Source organism: Lentibacillus kimchii (assembly GCF_042666895.1).
Taxonomy (GTDB): Bacteria; Bacillota; Bacilli; order Bacillales; family Amphibacillaceae; genus Lentibacillus; species Lentibacillus kimchii.
In genome coordinates this window covers 43,858-59,861 of sequence record NZ_JBHTGR010000012.1, presented here as the reverse complement: position 1 = coordinate 59,861, position 16,004 = coordinate 43,858, and the positions used below count along the sequence as shown (strand labels likewise).

Genomic DNA, 16,004 nt, shown 5'->3' with positions numbered 1-16,004 from the left:
TCTGGCAAGAGTTTGGTTGGACTTTTTGCCAGATCGCGGTACATAAGAGCGCTTATGGCTTAATGATAATTGCTCTCAGGTATTCAAACGTCTCCATTCTTTCCGGTAGTGCTTCGCTTCTTTCATACCTGAATATAAATGCACCACACCGAAAAATAAAAAAACGATGCCGATAAATAATGCCAGCTTTGTCTGGTAAAAGATATATTGATTAATCGCAAAAAAGAACAGGAGACTGCCAAGACAAATACGTGATTTGGCATTAAAGTAAGCTTGTGTCAGCCCATCGTCACTTTTTAGGATAGCTACTTTGTAATAAATCCAGAAAACGACTGACAAAACAATTATAATAGGAAAAATAATCATGCAAATCTGCTCCTATACTTAATAAGTCATTGGCCAATTTAGATGATAATGCCAAAATAATGCATAATTTAATTGTAGCTTGTTTTGCTTTAAAAGAAAAGTAATAAATTTGTGAATCAGATAGGAGAGTATTATGACTATACAGGCAATTGTTGATGCAATTAAAGAACATCAAACGATTATTATTCACCGTCATGTCAGACCTGATCCTGATGCGTACGGTTCTCAAGCCGGACTCAAAGAATTAATTTCGGGTTCATTTCCGGATAAACAAGTTTACTTAACGGGAGAAACGGGTCCAGGACTCGAATTTTTAGCTGAAATGGATCCTATTGATGATTATATGTATCAAAACGCCCTTGTCATTGTTTGTGATACAGCCAATACTGCCCGTATTAGTGATCAGCGCTATCATATGGGAAAGAAATTGATAAAGATCGATCACCATCCCATTGTGGATGATTATGGTGATGTATCATATGTCGATACGAGCGCCAGTTCATCCTGCGAGATAATTTATGATATTTATCAATTTGCTAAAGATCAGGGCTTCACATTAAATGCTGAAGCAGCGCGCCTGATTTACGCCGGTATAGTAGGTGATACAGGCCGGTTTTTATTCCCGAGCGCTACTAAAAAGACGTTTCAGCATGCTGCGGAACTTGTAGCGTATAACTTTGATCGTCCCGGTCTTTATGATGGCCTTTACCGTACCAGCCGCAATATCGCCAGACTGCAAGGATATATCCTGCAGCATTTTGAGCTCACTGGGTCTGGTATGAGTTCGATTAAATTAACGAAAAATACTTTACAGGAATACGATGTCAGCCCGATGGAGACGGGTCAGCTTGTAGGCGTTCTGGGAGATATTGCCGGTATTAAGGCATGGGTCCTTTTTATTGAGGAAGATGACGAGATTAGAGTGCGGCTCCGTTCAAAAGGGCCAGTCATTAATGATATAGCTGCTAAATATAATGGCGGTGGCCACCCAATGGCATCGGGAGCTTCGGTTAAAACATGGTCGGAAACAGAGCAGGTTCTAAAGGATCTGGATGACGTATGCATGTCTTATAATCTATAGATATAGCGAGAGCGAGCTATCCATGCGAGAGATAGCTCGCTTGTATCACTTTTTCAATCGGCCTCTTAAGTAGCAATATCAGCATTAACAGTTATTTTTACAGTTTGGTGAATAACAAGGGTATCAACGCTGAATTGGTAGGTGAAATCATCAACCGTATAATCTCTGTCTTCAATCGTTGCTTTTAACAGGCTATCGCTTTCTGAAATGATGGATACATTTTTTCCTACAATATGATTAATCTCATGTTTGATTAACTCTTCCATGTCATGGATGATTAAACTGTCCGGCAGTTCGTCTTCATTTGCGATCGTAATCTCAATGGTTTCCACTTTGATGGACTCCTGGGATTGCTCATCAAGGTTCTTGTTATCCTCGAGTAACGCATCATTCTGATTTTTTAATTCCGAAACGTTCGCTTTTAAATCACGGTTTTCTTCCAGAAGTTCGCCATACATTGTCCCGTGCATATAGATGAATAAACAATAAGCAATAACAGCACCGACAAACGTGCCAACAAAAAAACGCTGCCAGGTGGCTTTTTTGTGGTATGGTGGAATATGCATTAACGGATACTCTCCTGAATCAGCCAGCTTAATAGGACGAGGCCTGCTTTAACACCACCCATAGCTGTTAAAATTAACAGAATTTGTTTAAGAAGATCAAATGTTGATCCATCCAGGATCCCTTTTTCAAAATTTGCTATGGCATCAAAAGTCCCGCCTATGGCAGCTACAATGGCCCAGATTCTTAACCGGTCAGCAATCCGGTTGATTTGGGTGAAAGGGGCATCGCCTGTAATAAACGCACCAATACTGCCAATAATAGCTCCACCTACGATGACACCAAATGCAATAAAAAAACAATGAATGAGCTGGGCGATAAATCGTTCTTCCATTAGGCTCGCTCCTTGTCCATATACTGTTTCATTTTATGATGGCGATGGACAGAATATGCCTGAGGTAAACATATTAATGGATGCAGTTTTGGATCGGATTAGCTATAATAGAGTTAAGAGTGAAAGGAAAGATGGGATCGTATGTCTTTTACACATTTACAGGTCCACAGCGGTTACAGTTTTATGAGCAGCACCATTACGATTGACAAATTGGCTGAAAGGGCCCGCGAATTGCAATTTGAAGCCCTTGCACTTACAGATGAACATGTTTTATATGGCGCTGTCCCTTTTTACAAGGCTTGTCAGAAAAACGGGATCAAACCAATCATCGGTATGCATGTGAGGGTGAATACGAATGGCAGTGAACCGGACTTGTGTCTGTTGCTTGCTAAAAACAATCACGGGTACGAGAACTTAATCCGTTTAAGCACTCATATTCAATTATCGCAAAAAAAGAGTATTTCAGCTGAGGCGTTAACATCTTATAATGAGGATCTCATTTGCATTGTGATAACCTATGATTCCAATATTGGTTCATTGCTGCAGAATGCTTCTTTTGACCAAGTCAGCGATTATCTCGTGAATTATTGGCATATGTTTGCACAGAGTGATTTCTATCTTGGTGTTCAGGATCATGGCATCCCGAAGGAGCGTATGATCAGTGAATCGATTAAAGCCTTCCAGGAAACATCTCAGACCAAAGCGGTATTACTTAATGACGTCCGCTATTTGAATGAAAAGGATGCTGTAGCCTACGATTGTTTGCGTTCTATGAAACATGATGAAACATGGCCGCTGCGAATAACGGATATAAGTGTCAAACAGCGCCATTTGCGTCCCGCCGCTGAAATGGAACAACTCTATGGAGATGAGTGGCCCGGGATTGTTCAGGAGACTGCAAATATTTCGGGCAGGTGCGATGTTACCCTGAACTTTGATAGACACATGCTTCCATCTTATCCGGTATCGGAACAGCTTGATGCCCATACTTATCTGGAGCAGCTGTGCTGGGAAAATGTCAAACAGCGCTACACTGCTGTCAACAGTGACATCGAAAAACGTCTTACATATGAACTGCGGACTATTCAATCGATGCAATTCAGCGATTACTTTTTAATTGTTTGGGATTTTATTAAATATGCTAAAGATCAGGGGATTCTCGTCGGGCCTGGGCGTGGTTCAGCAGCCGGATCTCTGGTTGCGTATGTGCTTGGCATCACTGAGGTTGACCCAATGGCTCATAATTTATTGTTTGAGCGCTTTCTTAATCCTGAGCGTGTAACGATGCCTGATATTGATGTTGATTTTTCGGATCACAGGCGTGATGAAGTGATCGATTATGTTCGTGCTAAGTATGGTGACGATCATGTAGCGCAGATTATTACATTTGGAACGTTTGCAGCCAGATCACTATTGCGTGAATTGATTAAGACCATGGATATCGACCGGCAGGATGCAGCGTTTATCTTAAAGTATATCCCTGCACAGGCAAATCAGCCTATTGCAGCTTATATCAAAGGATCAGAAGAATTGCAGCAATATATCAAACAATCAGATAAACTGAAATTGTTATTTACGATTGCAGCTAAACTGGAAGGACTTCCGAAGCACATGTCCACCCATGCTGCTGGCGTTGTCATCAGCGAAGAGCCACTCATTCATCATGTTCCGTTAACGGTGGGGACTCATGAGACCTATTTGACTCAGTATGCGATGAATGATCTGGAAGCTGTCGGGCTCTTGAAAATGGACTTTCTGGGACTGCGCAATTTGACACTTTTGGAACGCGTATTGCAGACAATTCGCTATACCGGAAACGGCACGATGACCCTGGAGGCTATTCCTGATGAGGATGATGCGACTTACGCGATGCTGCGGCAAGGCAGAACGAATGGTGTGTTTCAATTGGAGTCACAGGGTATGAAACAGGTGCTGAAAAGGCTGAAACCGACCCATTTTGAAGATATTGTGGCTGTCAACGCGTTATACCGGCCGGGGCCAATGGACAATATACCTGTTTATATCAACCGTAAACACGATCAAGAGGCAATTAATTACCTGCATCCGGATCTGGAACCGATTTTAAAGGAAACCTATGGTGTTCTGATTTATCAGGAACAAATTATGCAAATAGCACATCAGATTGCTGGATTTTCTTTAGGACGGGCCGATATATTGCGACGGGCAGTCAGTAAGAAACAACAGCAGGCGATGAATGAACAGCAAACGGCATTTATTCAGGGCTGTTTGGCACAAGGCTACAGTGACGTTATTGCCAGGGAAATATTTCAGTGGATTGCTAAGTTCTCTAATTACGGTTTTAACAAAAGCCATGCGGTTGCCTACAGTAAACTGGCCTATCAGCTTGCTTATTTGAAAGCTCATTATCCTAAAAGCTTTTTCGCTGAACTTTTAAGTTCGACAGCCAATCAGCAGTATAAGCTGAATCTGTATATTAAAGAATTGAACGCGACTGGACTGTCTTTGGCACCACCATCGGTTAACAACAGTTATGGTAAATATTCGGTGGAACGTCAGCAAATTCGTATGGGATTTATGGCGATAAAAGGAATTGGTTATCAAGTCATCAATGAAATTATCCGCGTACGACAGGATGGTGTTTTCAAAAGTTTGTTTCACTTTTGTTTACGTGTATCACTGACAGTTGTGAACCGCCGAACTATGGAAACGCTGATCATGGCAGGTGCTTTTGATGAGCTTCATGCAAATCGCGCAAGTCTTTTGGCTTCACTTGATCAAGCTATGGAACAGGGCGAACTTTTTAAGGAATTCAATAGTCAGACTGATTTGTTTCAGGACAAGCTTGACATACAAGAGCAATACGTAGCGATTGATGATTTTAGTCTGATAAAGAAACTTCGCGATGAAAAGGAGCTGCTTGGCCAATTTGTTTCCAGTCACCCGCTGACCCATTACAGGGCGATGCTGAAAAAAGCTGGTTATGCCGCTATGGAGGATGGTCCGAAGCTTACAAATGAACGGCATGCGAAAGGTGCAGCCATTGTACAGTCGATTAAACCCATTCGGACAAAACGGGGTGATCCGATGGCGTTTGTGACTATTGGTGATGAAACGGGTGATATGGAGGCAGTAGTTTTTCCGGAGTTATACAGAGACATCCACCGCTGGCTTTCGGAAGACATGCTGATTATGTTTGCTGGCAGGGTTGAAAACCGGAATGGTCAGCAGCAATGGATCTTATCGAGTGTGGAGATGTTCCAGGAAGCGGATTGGCAAATTGATCAAAGAAAGCGTTTGTTTATTAAAATCACTGAAGCTAATGATCACCATGCCTTGTCAGCTATCCAAGCCATCTCTGATCAATACCCGGGCCAGACACCAGTCATTATTTATAATCCTAAAGAAGGTGCTGCTTATCGCCTGTCCCATGCCTATTTGCTGGAACCGGATGAGCCATGTCTGGAAGCTTTGCGGTCCCGATTTGGAACCGCCAATGTTGTGATTTCGGAGGATAAGGATGACGATCATTTATCAGAATAAGACGGGGCGTGAGGTGTGTGAAAGCTAATTTTTCTTCTTTACACAAACAAGCGATTTGTTATAATGAAAACATTAAGTGGTCAGACCACCTGATTCATAAGATTTTCATAAGCTCTTAGCTTCTGGAACTTGTAAAGGTGGGTCTAGCGGCTGGAATAGTTATATTGTTTTGGACACCTATTAAAGGAGTGATGAATTTGGCAGACTTAAGAGATGAAGCATTGCATATTCATAAGATAAACAAAGGTAAACTGTCAACTGAGGCGAAAGTGCCTGTCCGTAATGCACGGGATTTGAGCTTAGCCTATTCGCCAGGGGTAGCAGAGCCGTGCAAGGAAATCTATGACCAGAAAGAAGCTGTTTTTGATTATACCATGAAAGGCAACATGGTAGGCGTTGTCAGTGACGGATCAGCAGTACTGGGACTGGGGAACATTGGAGCAGAAGCGTCATTGCCTGTTATGGAAGGCAAAGGCGTTTTGTTCAAAAGTTTTGCTGGAGTGGATGCGTTTCCAATCTGTTTAGGTTCACATGATGTTGAAAAAGTTATTGAGACTGTGAAACTGCTGGAGCCGACATTTGGCGGTGTCAATCTTGAAGACATTGCGGCACCAAACTGTTTCATTGTCGAAGAACGGCTGAAAAAAGAAACAAGTATTCCGGTCTTTCATGATGATCAGCACGGAACAGCTATCGTTACAGTTGCCGGACTGATCAATGCGCTGGAGCTGTCCGGCAAATCCTTTTCTGATATAAAAGTTGTTGCGAATGGAGCAGGCGCTGCCGGCATCGCTATTATCAAACTTCTGCATCATTTTGGTGTGCGTGATATGATTATGTGTGATTCAAAAGGTGCTATTTTTGAAGGCAGATCATATGGCATGAATGACGTAAAAGAAGATGTTGCCAAAATGACCAACAAAGATAAAGAAGAAGGATCACTTGAAGAAATCTTGACAGACGCGGATGTCTTTATTGGTGTATCGGCTGGTGGTTTGCTGTCCAAAGAAATGGTCGAGACCATGCATGATGATCCGATTATTTTTGCTATGGCCAATCCTGAACCGGAAATCATGCCTGAGGATGCCAAAGAGGCCGGTGTTAAGGTTATTGGGACTGGTCGTTCTGATTTTTCCAACCAGGTGAATAATGTACTCGCATTTCCAGGTATTTTCCGGGGAGCTCTTGATGTGCGGGCGACTCAGATTAATGAAAAAATGAAGGTGGCTGCAACTGAAGCGATTGCGTCGCTGATTACAAAAGATGAGTTATCTGAGGATTACGTGATACCGGCACCTTTTGATCCGAGAGTTGCACCACTTGTTGCTTCCCGTGTTGCTCAGGCGGCAATGGATTCAGGCGTGGCAAGAATGAATGTTGACCCTGAAGCAGTAGCTGAGAGAACCCGCCATATGACACAGATTGATAAAACGTGATGCTAACATAACGTAATCTGCAGTTCTTGAACGGCTGGATCGGTTCTCACAGATCCCGCTCAATCGTTCAGGAAAATAATGCATAACGTCCTGCAAAGGGGTGATGACGGCTGTGACTATGTCGCTGGAACAGAAAGTATATCAGGGTGTTCTGCAGGAAATCCGCAAGTATATTGATGAACACGATTTACAGCCAGGTGACAAATTGCCATCTGAGCGTGAACTGTCGGAAAACTTGCAGGCTGGCAGATCTTCCATTCGGGAAGCACTAAGAGCCATGGAACTACTGGGATTAGTTGAAACAAGACATGGCGAAGGGACATTTCTGAGCGACTACCGGCCGTATCACTCAGTTGAGGTGCTGTCGTCATTCATTTTGCGGGGGGCAAATACACGTAATGATCTGTTGTTTGCCAAAAAAATCATTGAAAAAGAAGCGGCGAGAATTGCATATAAGCATATCCGCCAAGATGATATTGATACGCTGTCGGCGATTACCTGCGACAATACATTGAGCAGTAATGAGAAACATGCAGCTTTTTTTCAGTGCCTGTTTCGCAGAACGGAAAGCCTGTTGCTTGCTAAGGTCTGGCAGCTGATGGATGCGTTTTCTTACACGATTTCCAGCCTTGCATATAATCCGTCTTTTTATCAGAAACTCATAAATCTTTACCAAACAGGGCGCTTTGATGAGATTGAACGTTTGTTTTATCAACTGCCGGCCGAACAAAACGAATGACATTTTGTTGACAGGCTATCGCAGTTTTGGCAGTTTATTAGTATAGTGACCAATAGGTGTCTCGTTCTGTTGCGAACAAAGGAGGAATAATCTTGCTTAAAGATTTTTTTGGCAAGAAAAGGAAATATGCCACCGTTCCTAATGAACAAAGCAAGCTGGATATACCGGAAGGCCTCATGAAAAAATGCGACAATTGTCATAAAATCTATTATCGCAAAGAAATGAACAAAAATTTAAATGTTTGTCCCAACTGTGACTATCATCATCCTTTAAGTGCCTGGGATCGGATTCACAGCTTAGTTGATGAAGGCACATTTACGGAATGGGATAGTGGCCTGACGTCCGCTAATCCGTTGGAATTCCCTGGATATGAGGGAAAAATAGCCAAAGACCGCGAAAAAACTGGTTTAAATGAAAGTGTCGTATGCGGCAAGGCTTCTATAGGCAACCAGTCAACTGCCCTGGCAGCTATGGATTCCGGGTTTCGTATGGGAAGTGTAGGATCGGCCGCTGGTGAAAAGATTGCTCGTGCGATTGAACAGGCTAATGAAGAGTCACTCCCATTTATTATTTTTACAGCCTCTGGCGGTGCAAGGATGCAGGAGGGTGTTTTAAGTCTTATGCAAATGGCCAAAACATCGGTTGCTGTGAAACGTTTTTCGGAAGCTGGTCAGCTGATGATTTCTGTTATGACCCATCCAACAACTGGTGGGGTATCAGCCAGCTTTGCCTCAATTGGTGATTATAATTTTGCTGAGCCAGGTGCCCTGATTGGGTTTGCTGGACGTCGCGTTATTGAACAGACAATTAATGAGGAGCTGCCGGATGATTTTCAGACAGCGGAATTTCTGTATAATCATGGTCAGCTGGACAGTATCATTCATCGGCATGATATGACATCTACTCTAGAAACGTTGCTCTTGATGCATCAGAAGGGCGGGGAACAGACATGAAGGATGCCTTGGATTTTGAAAAGCCAATTGTGGACTTGAAAGACAAAATTGAAGAACTGAAGACCTTTACAGCCGACAGTGATATTGATTTGACTGAGGAAATTAAAACACTGGAAGAACGTCTGGAAACACTGGAAGAGGATATATACGGTAATTTAGAACCCTGGCAGCGTGTCCAGATGGCGCGTCACCAGAAACGGCCAACAACTTTGGACTACATAGAGGAACTGTTCACGAATTTTATGGAGTTTCATGGTGATCGCTTATACGGGGATGACGAAGCAATCGTGTCAGGAATCGCTCTGTATCAGGATACCCCAGTTACAGTCATTGGCCATCAGCGAGGTCGTGGAACGAAAGAAAATATTCGCCGTAATTTTGGTATGCCGCATCCTGAAGGGTACCGGAAAGCGTTGCGGCACATGCAGCAAGCTGAAAAGTTTCACCGTCCTATTATTTCTTTTATTGATACGAAAGGTGCTTATCCAGGCAAAGCTGCCGAAGAACGCGGTCAAAGTGAAGCAATTGCCCGAAATTTAGTGGAGATGGCTGGCCTTAAAGTTCCGATTATTTGTATCGTCATTGGTGAAGGCGGAAGCGGCGGAGCTCTCGGCCTGGGTGTCGGTGACCGTATTCATATGCTGGAAAATTCAACTTATTCAGTTATTTCACCTGAAGGAGCAGCTGCTTTGCTATGGAAAAACGCTGATCTGGCACAGCAAGCAGCCGAAACAATGAAGATTACGTCTTATGATTTAAAAGAATTGGATGTTGTTGATGAGGTTATCCCAGAACCAAAAGGCGGTGCTCATCGTGACATCAAAAATCAGGCCGCCTCAATTGATGCTGTTCTGGCCAAATCACTGCAGGAAATGTCAGAACTGTCGACGGATGAATTACTTGAAGCAAGATGGGAAAAATATCATAAAATAGGTGATTATCAAAACACTTAATCAGAAGAGAGGTTGACATGAGTCAGCCTCTTTCACGCTTAAGCGTACTAATAACGAGATTTGTTGCTGGTGATAATTTGACGTTGATTAAAATGATTGCTGTTTGCAGCGATTTTGATTAATTTGGATATAGTGGTTAGATGATCTGCATCGGCGTTACATATCTGTAATCAGGTTTTTAGTTGTGTTTATGTGTTCGCAGGAACGATTCAGGTTCTCAGAAGACGAATGAAATGAGTGGGGTGAAAGGACAGTATGAAAAAACTGGGTGTCTTAACGAGCGGTGGCGATGCACCGGGTATGAATGCTGCCATACGCGCAGTTGTGAGAAAGGCTATTTATCATAATATTGAAGTGTTTGGCATTCATAATGGATTCCAGGGTCTTATCGACGGTCATATTGAACAGATGGATATCGGCTCGGTCGGTGATATTATTCAGCGCGGCGGAACGATTTTGCATTCAGCAAGATGTGAGGCGTTTGTAACAGATGAAGGGCAAAGTAGAGGAATCGAGCAAATGGAAAAGCGCGGGATTGAAGGCTTGATTGTAATTGGTGGTGATGGAAGTTTTCGGGGTGCCCAGGCATTGAGTGAGAAAGGGTACCCTTGTATTGGCATTCCTGGAACGATTGATAATGATATTGCCGGTACTGATTTCACAATTGGGTTTGATACAGCACTGAACACAGTGATCGAAGCAATTGATAAAATACGGGATACAGCCTCATCGCATGAACGGACATTTATCATAGAGGTTATGGGCCGGAATGCTGGTGACCTCGCACTTTGGGCCGGATTGGCTGATGGTGCAGAAAGCATTCTTATTCCGGAAAAACAGGATGCGATGGAAGACATTATTGACAGGTTGAAGCGTGGACAGGAACGTGGCAAAAAACACAGTATTATCATTCTTGCTGAAGGTGTTGGAAGTGCGTTTGATTATGCCGATGACATTAAAAGGACAGCTGATCTGGAAACACGTGTAACGGTGTTGGGCCATATTCAGCGTGGCGGTTCTCCAACAGCTTCAGACAGAGTGCTGGCAAGCCGTTTAGGTGCAGAGGCTGTCGATCTGCTTCAAGCCGGCCAGGCTGGAAAAGTAGCAGGTATTCAGAACAATCAATTGGTACACCATGACATTTCAGATATTTTGAGTAAAAAACATACCATTGATATGAACATGTTTCAATTGTCCAAGGAATTGTCAATATAACGTTTGTAAGGAGGAACTGGAATGCGAAAAACAAAAATTGTGAGCACGATTGGTCCGGCATCCGAATCGATTGAAACATTAACAAAGTTAATTGAGGCTGGAATGAATGTTGCCCGTTTAAATTTTTCACACGGCGATTATGCAGAACATGAACAGCGGATTCGAAACATTCGCGAAGCTGCAGCTAAAACAGGAAAAACAGTTGCGATTCTTCTTGATACGAAAGGGCCTGAAATCAGAACCGGAACATTCAAAAACGGTGAAGCCGAAATAGAAAAAAACAGTATCGTACATGTAACGATGGATGATGTCGAAGGAACCTCAGAACGCTTCTCTGTTACTTATGAAGGGCTGATGGATGATGTGCATGCCGGCTCAAAAATCCTGCTTGATGACGGTCTGATTGAATTGGAAGTGTTGTCGGCTGATACAGAGAATAGAGAGGTCAGAACGAAAGCTTTGAACTCAGGCACCATTAAGAATAAGAAGGGTGTCAATCTCCCGAATGTTCATGTCAATTTACCTGGCATAACTGATAAAGATGCTCAGTATATTGAGTTTGGCATTGAACAGGACGTTGATTTTATAGCAGCTTCTTTTGTTCGCCGTCCATCTGATATACTGGAAGTGCAGAAACTGCTTGAAGAACATGATGCAACACACATTAAAATTATACCTAAAATTGAAAACCAGGAAGGTATTGATAATATTGATGCGATCCTGGAGGTTAGTAACGGACTGATGGTGGCGCGCGGTGACCTGGGTGTGGAAACACCAGCAGAAGATGTACCGCTTGTGCAGAAGAAACTGATTGCGCAGTGCAATACGGCTGGCAAACCAGTTATAACAGCCACCCAAATGCTTGATTCCATGCAGTGGAATCCAAGGCCTACACGGGCTGAAGCATCCGATGTAGCTAACGCTATTTTTGATGGGACAGATGCCATTATGTTATCCGGCGAGACGGCAGCGGGAGACTATCCGATTGAGTCAGTACAAACAATGAGCAATATAGCTATAAAAGCGGAAACTGGACTCGATCATCAGCTGCTTCTTGATGATCGTTCAAAATGGGTTGATATGACGATCACTGATGCAATCAGTCAGTCCGTAACACATACCGCAATGAATTTATCGGTAAGTGGTATCATTACACCGACTGAAAGCGGACATACGGCCAGAATGATTTCGAAATACCGGCCGGAAGCCCCCATTATTGCTGTTACGTTTCATGAAAGTGTTAACCGGCAATTATCATTAGTATGGGGTGTTCATGCCGTTGCGGGCAGTAAAGCAGGTTCCACCGATGATATGCTGGACATAGCGGTGAATCAGGGACTGAATACAGCGCTGTTTGACCGGGGCAGCAGAGTGATTATTACAGCCGGCGTTCCACTTGGTGAAAGCGGCACGACTAACTTAATGAAAGTCCATGTCATTGGAGATGTCATGGCTAAAGGGCAAGGAATTGGACGAGGCAGTGCCTATGGAAAGGCGGTTGTTGCTGAAACAGCTTCTGAAGCAATTGAAAACCTTTCGGAAGGTGATATTCTGGTAACGCGTGGGACAGATCGCGATATGATGGAAGCAGTTGAGAAAGCCGGCGGCATTGTCACTGAAGAAGGCGGCTTAACCTCCCATGCGGCTGTTGTTGGATTAAGCCTGGGGATACCAGTCATTGTAGGTGTTGAAAATGTATCCGATAAAATTCACAGTGGAACAGATATTACAATTGATGGGGCCAAGGGCGACATCTATGAAGGCCATGCCAAAGTATTATAAATCGCGATTATTGTCACACATTAACGCTGCTGCCACTGTGAAAAGGTTATAATATGAAGGGGGAGCGGACGATGCAATGGTTAATTCTTGCTTTTATTATTATACCTGCGATTGAAATTGGTGTATTTATTTGGGCGGGCGGTATCATTGGCCCGATATGGGTTGTAGCATTAATTATTTTTACAGGTATCGCCGGCGTAGCTCTTGCGCGAAGAGAAGGTCTTGACGCGTGGCGTCGTGCCCAATTGGCGATCAATAATCGTCAGCCGCCGGGCAGGGCTATCGTGGATGGTATTTGTATCTTTACTGGCGGCATTTTTCTGTTTGCGCCTGGTTTTATTACCGATATCGCAGGATTTATGCTGGTACTTCCCTTTACAAGGGCGCCGTTTCAGCGAATGGCGGAACGATTTCTGCGGAAACGTGCAGCCAAAGGCACCATTATTTATCGAAAATAGTAATATTATGATCCTTTAATAAAGTGAAATGCCTGATGGAGAACACCTGCTTGATAAAAGGCAGCTCCGATAATCACTAGAAGAGGACCGATTAACAGTCCAAATGCTCCCCATACCTGAAGAGCAATGAACAGCGTGACAAGTGTCACGAGTGGGTTTGAACCAATGCCATCTGACACGAGTTTTGGCTCCAGAGCCTGTCTCTGAACGGCGATGATCATATATAAAATTGTTAAACCAATTGTGAGAGAATAATCGCCAGTCAAAAATAAATAAATGATCCACGGCATGAAAATAAGCCCTGCCCCGATAAATGGCAGTATATCTGCTAAAGCAGTCAACAGCGTAATTGTCAGTGCATAGTCAATTTGTAATATGAGCAGACCAGTCAGGGCAGTGACAGCCGTCAGGGTTATTAGCAAGAGCTGAGCTTTGATATAACCGGTAAAGATTTTTCGCAGATGATACCAGACACGAGTGTTTGCTTCAAATAGGCTTCGGGGAACGATTCTTTTGCTTTGAGCAAGCAGCAAATGCCAATCTTTCATTATGAAATAAGCACCTAAAATGGTGAACAGCAAGAATGTAACAGAACCTGGCAGTGACGCTAATGCATGTGATAGTTGTGTTAGGACATAATTAAGCATATCTGAACCAAGTGATGCAAACTGCTGAATTAATTGGTGAATCGTATTAGTTATACTTTCCTGTTGTTCAGGATTCAGTGTCTGAAAGAAAGACGTTACGTTTTGATATAATGGCAGAAGGTACTGATTAATCAAATCTTCTACTAACGACATGAATGATTGAATATGTTTCGGAATTGCCTCGGCCAAATAAGATGTCCCGTGTACGAGTTCAGAAATGAAGATAATCATTAATCCAATGAAACTGGCGATAGTAATGAACAGCACGCTGAACGATGCAAGGCCACGTGGCATGTTCAATCTATTTTCTAAATAGGACACAACTGGGTTCAAGCAAAACACAAGAATGGCTGCCGCTAAAAATGGATAAATGTAAACAGCAGTGTAGTGTATCAGCATGCCGACAGCAATAATTGCTGTTAGGACAATCCCGCTTCTTAAAAGCTGGTACATGCGCTTTTTGTACAATTCAATGCCACCCTTCAGCCTTAAAAATGCTTGTACTGTTTTATTTATGATTGGAAACGGGAAAGTAGACTAATAAGTCAGCTTTTACAAATTCAGGATTTTGTCTCGTTTTGATTTTGCACCAAAATTTAATTTTATCGGTTTCAATTCACAATACGTTGATTTTATTTTATAATTGGTTTTAAGGACCCTGTTATCTGTAATGAATTGTCATGTTTAATAACTGGTAACTTAATCCTGACGTATTGAACAATTTGTGAAAAGGAGAGGGTTTGTGATGTCATCACAAAAAGGGTTAGAAGGAATTGTTGCGACGGAAACATCGATAAGCTCTATTATCAATGATCAACTGACGTATGTTGGTTATAAAATTGATGATTTAGCCGAAAATTCCAGTTTTGAGGAAGTTATTTACTTATTATGGCATTTAAAAATGCCAACACAAGCAGAACTGGATGAGCTCAAGGCTGATCTGACTGCCAATATGAACTTGGATACGGCTGTCATTGATCACTTGCGGTCATATGATTTATCAAGCGTCCATCCAATGGCAGCATTACGGTCAGCTGTTTCCATCCTTGGACTGTATGATAAGGAAGCAGATGTTATGGATGAAGCGGCGAACCAGCGCAAGGCAGTCCGTATTCAGGCGAAGATCGCGACGATTGTTGCCGCATTTGCCCGTATCCGCAAGGGGCAGGATCCTGTTGGACCGAAAGAAGATCTCAGTTTTGCAGCTAATTTCCTCTATATGCTGAATGGCAAAGAGCCAGAAGATGTAGAAGTGGAAGCTATCAATAAAGCGCTCATCTTACATGCGGATCATGAGCTGAATGCCTCAACGTTCACTGCGCGTGTATGTGTCGCGACATTGTCGGATATTTATTCCGGCGTGACAGCTGCAATCGGTGCGTTAAAGGGACCATTGCACGGCGGTGCTAATGAGCGTGTCATGGCAATGCTTACGGATATTGGCGACGAAGAGAATGCTGTTCCCTATATTAAAGAAAAGATCGCCAACAATGAAAAAATTATGGGGATGGGGCATCGTGTCTATAAAAGTGGTGACCCGCGGGCTAAACACTTAAAACGTATGTCTGAGAGATTGACCAAACTTACCGGTCAGCCCAAATGGTATAATATGTCTGTAAAGATCGAGGATTTTATTAAAGAAGAAAAAGGTCTGCCGGCTAATGTGGACTTTTACTCAGCATCTGTTTATCATAGCCTGGGAATCGATCATGATCTGTTCACACCACTGTTTGCAACAAGCCGTGTTTCAGGCTGGCTGGCACATATTCTGGAACAATATGATAATAATCGCCTCATCCGTCCGCGTGCAGAGTATGTGGGTCCGGACACACAGGACTATACAGCCATTGAAAACCGCTAAATAAATCACAGTGAAATTCAAAGAAACCTGCTCCAAAACGGCTATTAGCCGTCTCCAGTTTAACAGCAATAGCTGGAAATTAAGCCGCCTATT

Annotated in this window: 14 protein-coding genes; 10 read left to right on the top strand and 4 right to left on the bottom strand. The window is 43.0% G+C overall.

Annotation, left to right across the window (positions count from 1 at the left end; translation table 11 throughout):
* Positions 1-75 precede the first annotated feature (75 nt).
* Entirely contained in the window at positions 76-366 is a 291-nt protein-coding gene (locus ACFQU8_RS07180; RefSeq protein WP_382358529.1) for a YtpI family protein, read from the bottom strand.
* 133 nt (positions 367-499) lie between these two features.
* On the opposite strand from ACFQU8_RS07180, the gene ACFQU8_RS07175 reads away from it, so the two are divergent.
* Positions 500-1,447 carry a DHH family phosphoesterase gene (locus ACFQU8_RS07175; RefSeq protein WP_382358528.1) on the top strand — a complete coding sequence of 316 codons (948 nt, stop codon included), beginning with the start codon at positions 500-502 and terminating at the stop codon, positions 1,445-1,447.
* A gap of 65 nt (positions 1,448-1,512) precedes the next feature.
* Here ACFQU8_RS07175 and ytrI read toward each other — a convergent pair whose 3' ends face one another.
* Both ytrI and ACFQU8_RS07165 read right to left on the bottom strand, forming a co-directional pair.
* Positions 1,513-2,013 carry a sporulation membrane protein YtrI gene (gene ytrI / locus ACFQU8_RS07170; protein WP_382358527.1) on the bottom strand — a complete coding sequence of 167 codons (501 nt, stop codon included), beginning with the start codon at positions 2,011-2,013 and terminating at the stop codon, positions 1,513-1,515.
* Entirely contained in the window at positions 2,013-2,345 is a 333-nt protein-coding gene (locus ACFQU8_RS07165; RefSeq protein ID WP_382358526.1) for a YtrH family sporulation protein, read from the bottom strand. Before ACFQU8_RS07165 ends, ytrI begins: the two co-directional genes overlap by 1 nt.
* 141 nt (positions 2,346-2,486) lie before the next feature.
* On the opposite strand from ACFQU8_RS07165, the gene dnaE reads away from it, so the two are divergent.
* From dnaE to ACFQU8_RS07125, 8 genes are all read left to right on the top strand, one after another.
* The gene (dnaE, locus tag ACFQU8_RS07160; RefSeq protein ID WP_382358525.1) at positions 2,487-5,867 is read left to right on the top strand and encodes a DNA polymerase III subunit alpha; all 3,381 of its coding nucleotides are present in this window, start codon (positions 2,487-2,489) and stop codon (positions 5,865-5,867) included.
* Between the two features lie 197 nt (positions 5,868-6,064).
* Complete coding sequence (locus tag ACFQU8_RS07155; protein ID WP_382358524.1) at positions 6,065-7,303, top strand: NAD(P)-dependent malic enzyme; 1,239 nt, start codon at positions 6,065-6,067, stop codon at positions 7,301-7,303.
* A gap of 103 nt (positions 7,304-7,406) precedes the next feature.
* A complete protein-coding gene (locus ACFQU8_RS07150; RefSeq protein WP_382358523.1) occupies positions 7,407-8,042 on the top strand; it encodes a FadR/GntR family transcriptional regulator in 636 nt (211 codons plus the stop codon).
* A gap of 92 nt (positions 8,043-8,134) precedes the next feature.
* A complete protein-coding gene (gene accD, locus ACFQU8_RS07145; RefSeq protein WP_382358522.1) occupies positions 8,135-8,995 on the top strand; it encodes an acetyl-CoA carboxylase, carboxyltransferase subunit beta in 861 nt (286 codons plus the stop codon).
* On the top strand, positions 8,992-9,948 hold the full coding sequence (gene accA, locus ACFQU8_RS07140) for an acetyl-CoA carboxylase carboxyl transferase subunit alpha (protein WP_382358521.1): 957 nt from the start codon (positions 8,992-8,994) through the stop codon (positions 9,946-9,948). The genes accD and accA overlap by 4 nt, the downstream gene beginning before the upstream one ends.
* 255 nt (positions 9,949-10,203) lie before the next feature.
* Positions 10,204-11,163, top strand: a complete 960-nt coding sequence (pfkA, locus tag ACFQU8_RS07135) for a 6-phosphofructokinase (RefSeq protein WP_382358520.1) — start codon at positions 10,204-10,206, stop codon at positions 11,161-11,163.
* A gap of 21 nt (positions 11,164-11,184) precedes the next feature.
* Entirely contained in the window at positions 11,185-12,945 is a 1,761-nt protein-coding gene (gene pyk / locus ACFQU8_RS07130) for a pyruvate kinase (protein ID WP_382358519.1), read from the top strand.
* 71 nt (positions 12,946-13,016) lie between these two features.
* Positions 13,017-13,403 (top strand): FxsA family protein, encoded by a 387-nt coding sequence (locus ACFQU8_RS07125; RefSeq protein ID WP_382358518.1) that lies wholly within the window; start codon positions 13,017-13,019, stop codon positions 13,401-13,403.
* 5 nt (positions 13,404-13,408) lie between these two features.
* Here ACFQU8_RS07125 and ytvI read toward each other — a convergent pair whose 3' ends face one another.
* Positions 13,409-14,518 carry a sporulation integral membrane protein YtvI gene (gene ytvI / locus ACFQU8_RS07120; RefSeq protein ID WP_382358517.1) on the bottom strand — a complete coding sequence of 370 codons (1,110 nt, stop codon included), beginning with the start codon at positions 14,516-14,518 and terminating at the stop codon, positions 13,409-13,411.
* Positions 14,519-14,795: 277 nt separating this feature from the next.
* Between ytvI and citZ the strand changes: the two genes are divergently transcribed.
* The gene (citZ, locus tag ACFQU8_RS07115; protein WP_382358516.1) at positions 14,796-15,911 is read left to right on the top strand and encodes a citrate synthase; all 1,116 of its coding nucleotides are present in this window, start codon (positions 14,796-14,798) and stop codon (positions 15,909-15,911) included.
* The last annotated feature ends 93 nt before the right edge of the window (positions 15,912-16,004 follow it).

Coding starts and splice junctions, on each gene's coding strand:
- pyk (WP_382358519.1), top strand. CDS start 11,185: ATGCGAAAAACAAAAATTGTGAGCACGATTGGTCCGGCATCCGAATCG.
- ACFQU8_RS07150 (WP_382358523.1), top strand. CDS start 7,407: ATGACGGCTGTGACTATGTCGCTGGAACAGAAAGTATATCAGGGTGTT.
- ACFQU8_RS07180 (WP_382358529.1), bottom strand. CDS start 366: ATGATTATTTTTCCTATTATAATTGTTTTGTCAGTCGTTTTCTGGATT.
- ytrI (WP_382358527.1), bottom strand. CDS start 2,013: ATGCATATTCCACCATACCACAAAAAAGCCACCTGGCAGCGTTTTTTT.
- ACFQU8_RS07165 (WP_382358526.1), bottom strand. CDS start 2,345: ATGGAAGAACGATTTATCGCCCAGCTCATTCATTGTTTTTTTATTGCA.
- pfkA (WP_382358520.1), top strand. CDS start 10,204: ATGAAAAAACTGGGTGTCTTAACGAGCGGTGGCGATGCACCGGGTATG.
- citZ (WP_382358516.1), top strand. CDS start 14,796: ATGTCATCACAAAAAGGGTTAGAAGGAATTGTTGCGACGGAAACATCG.
- dnaE (WP_382358525.1), top strand. CDS start 2,487: ATGTCTTTTACACATTTACAGGTCCACAGCGGTTACAGTTTTATGAGC.
- ACFQU8_RS07125 (WP_382358518.1), top strand. CDS start 13,017: ATGCAATGGTTAATTCTTGCTTTTATTATTATACCTGCGATTGAAATT.
- ACFQU8_RS07175 (WP_382358528.1), top strand. CDS start 500: ATGACTATACAGGCAATTGTTGATGCAATTAAAGAACATCAAACGATT.
- accA (WP_382358521.1), top strand. CDS start 8,992: ATGAAGGATGCCTTGGATTTTGAAAAGCCAATTGTGGACTTGAAAGAC.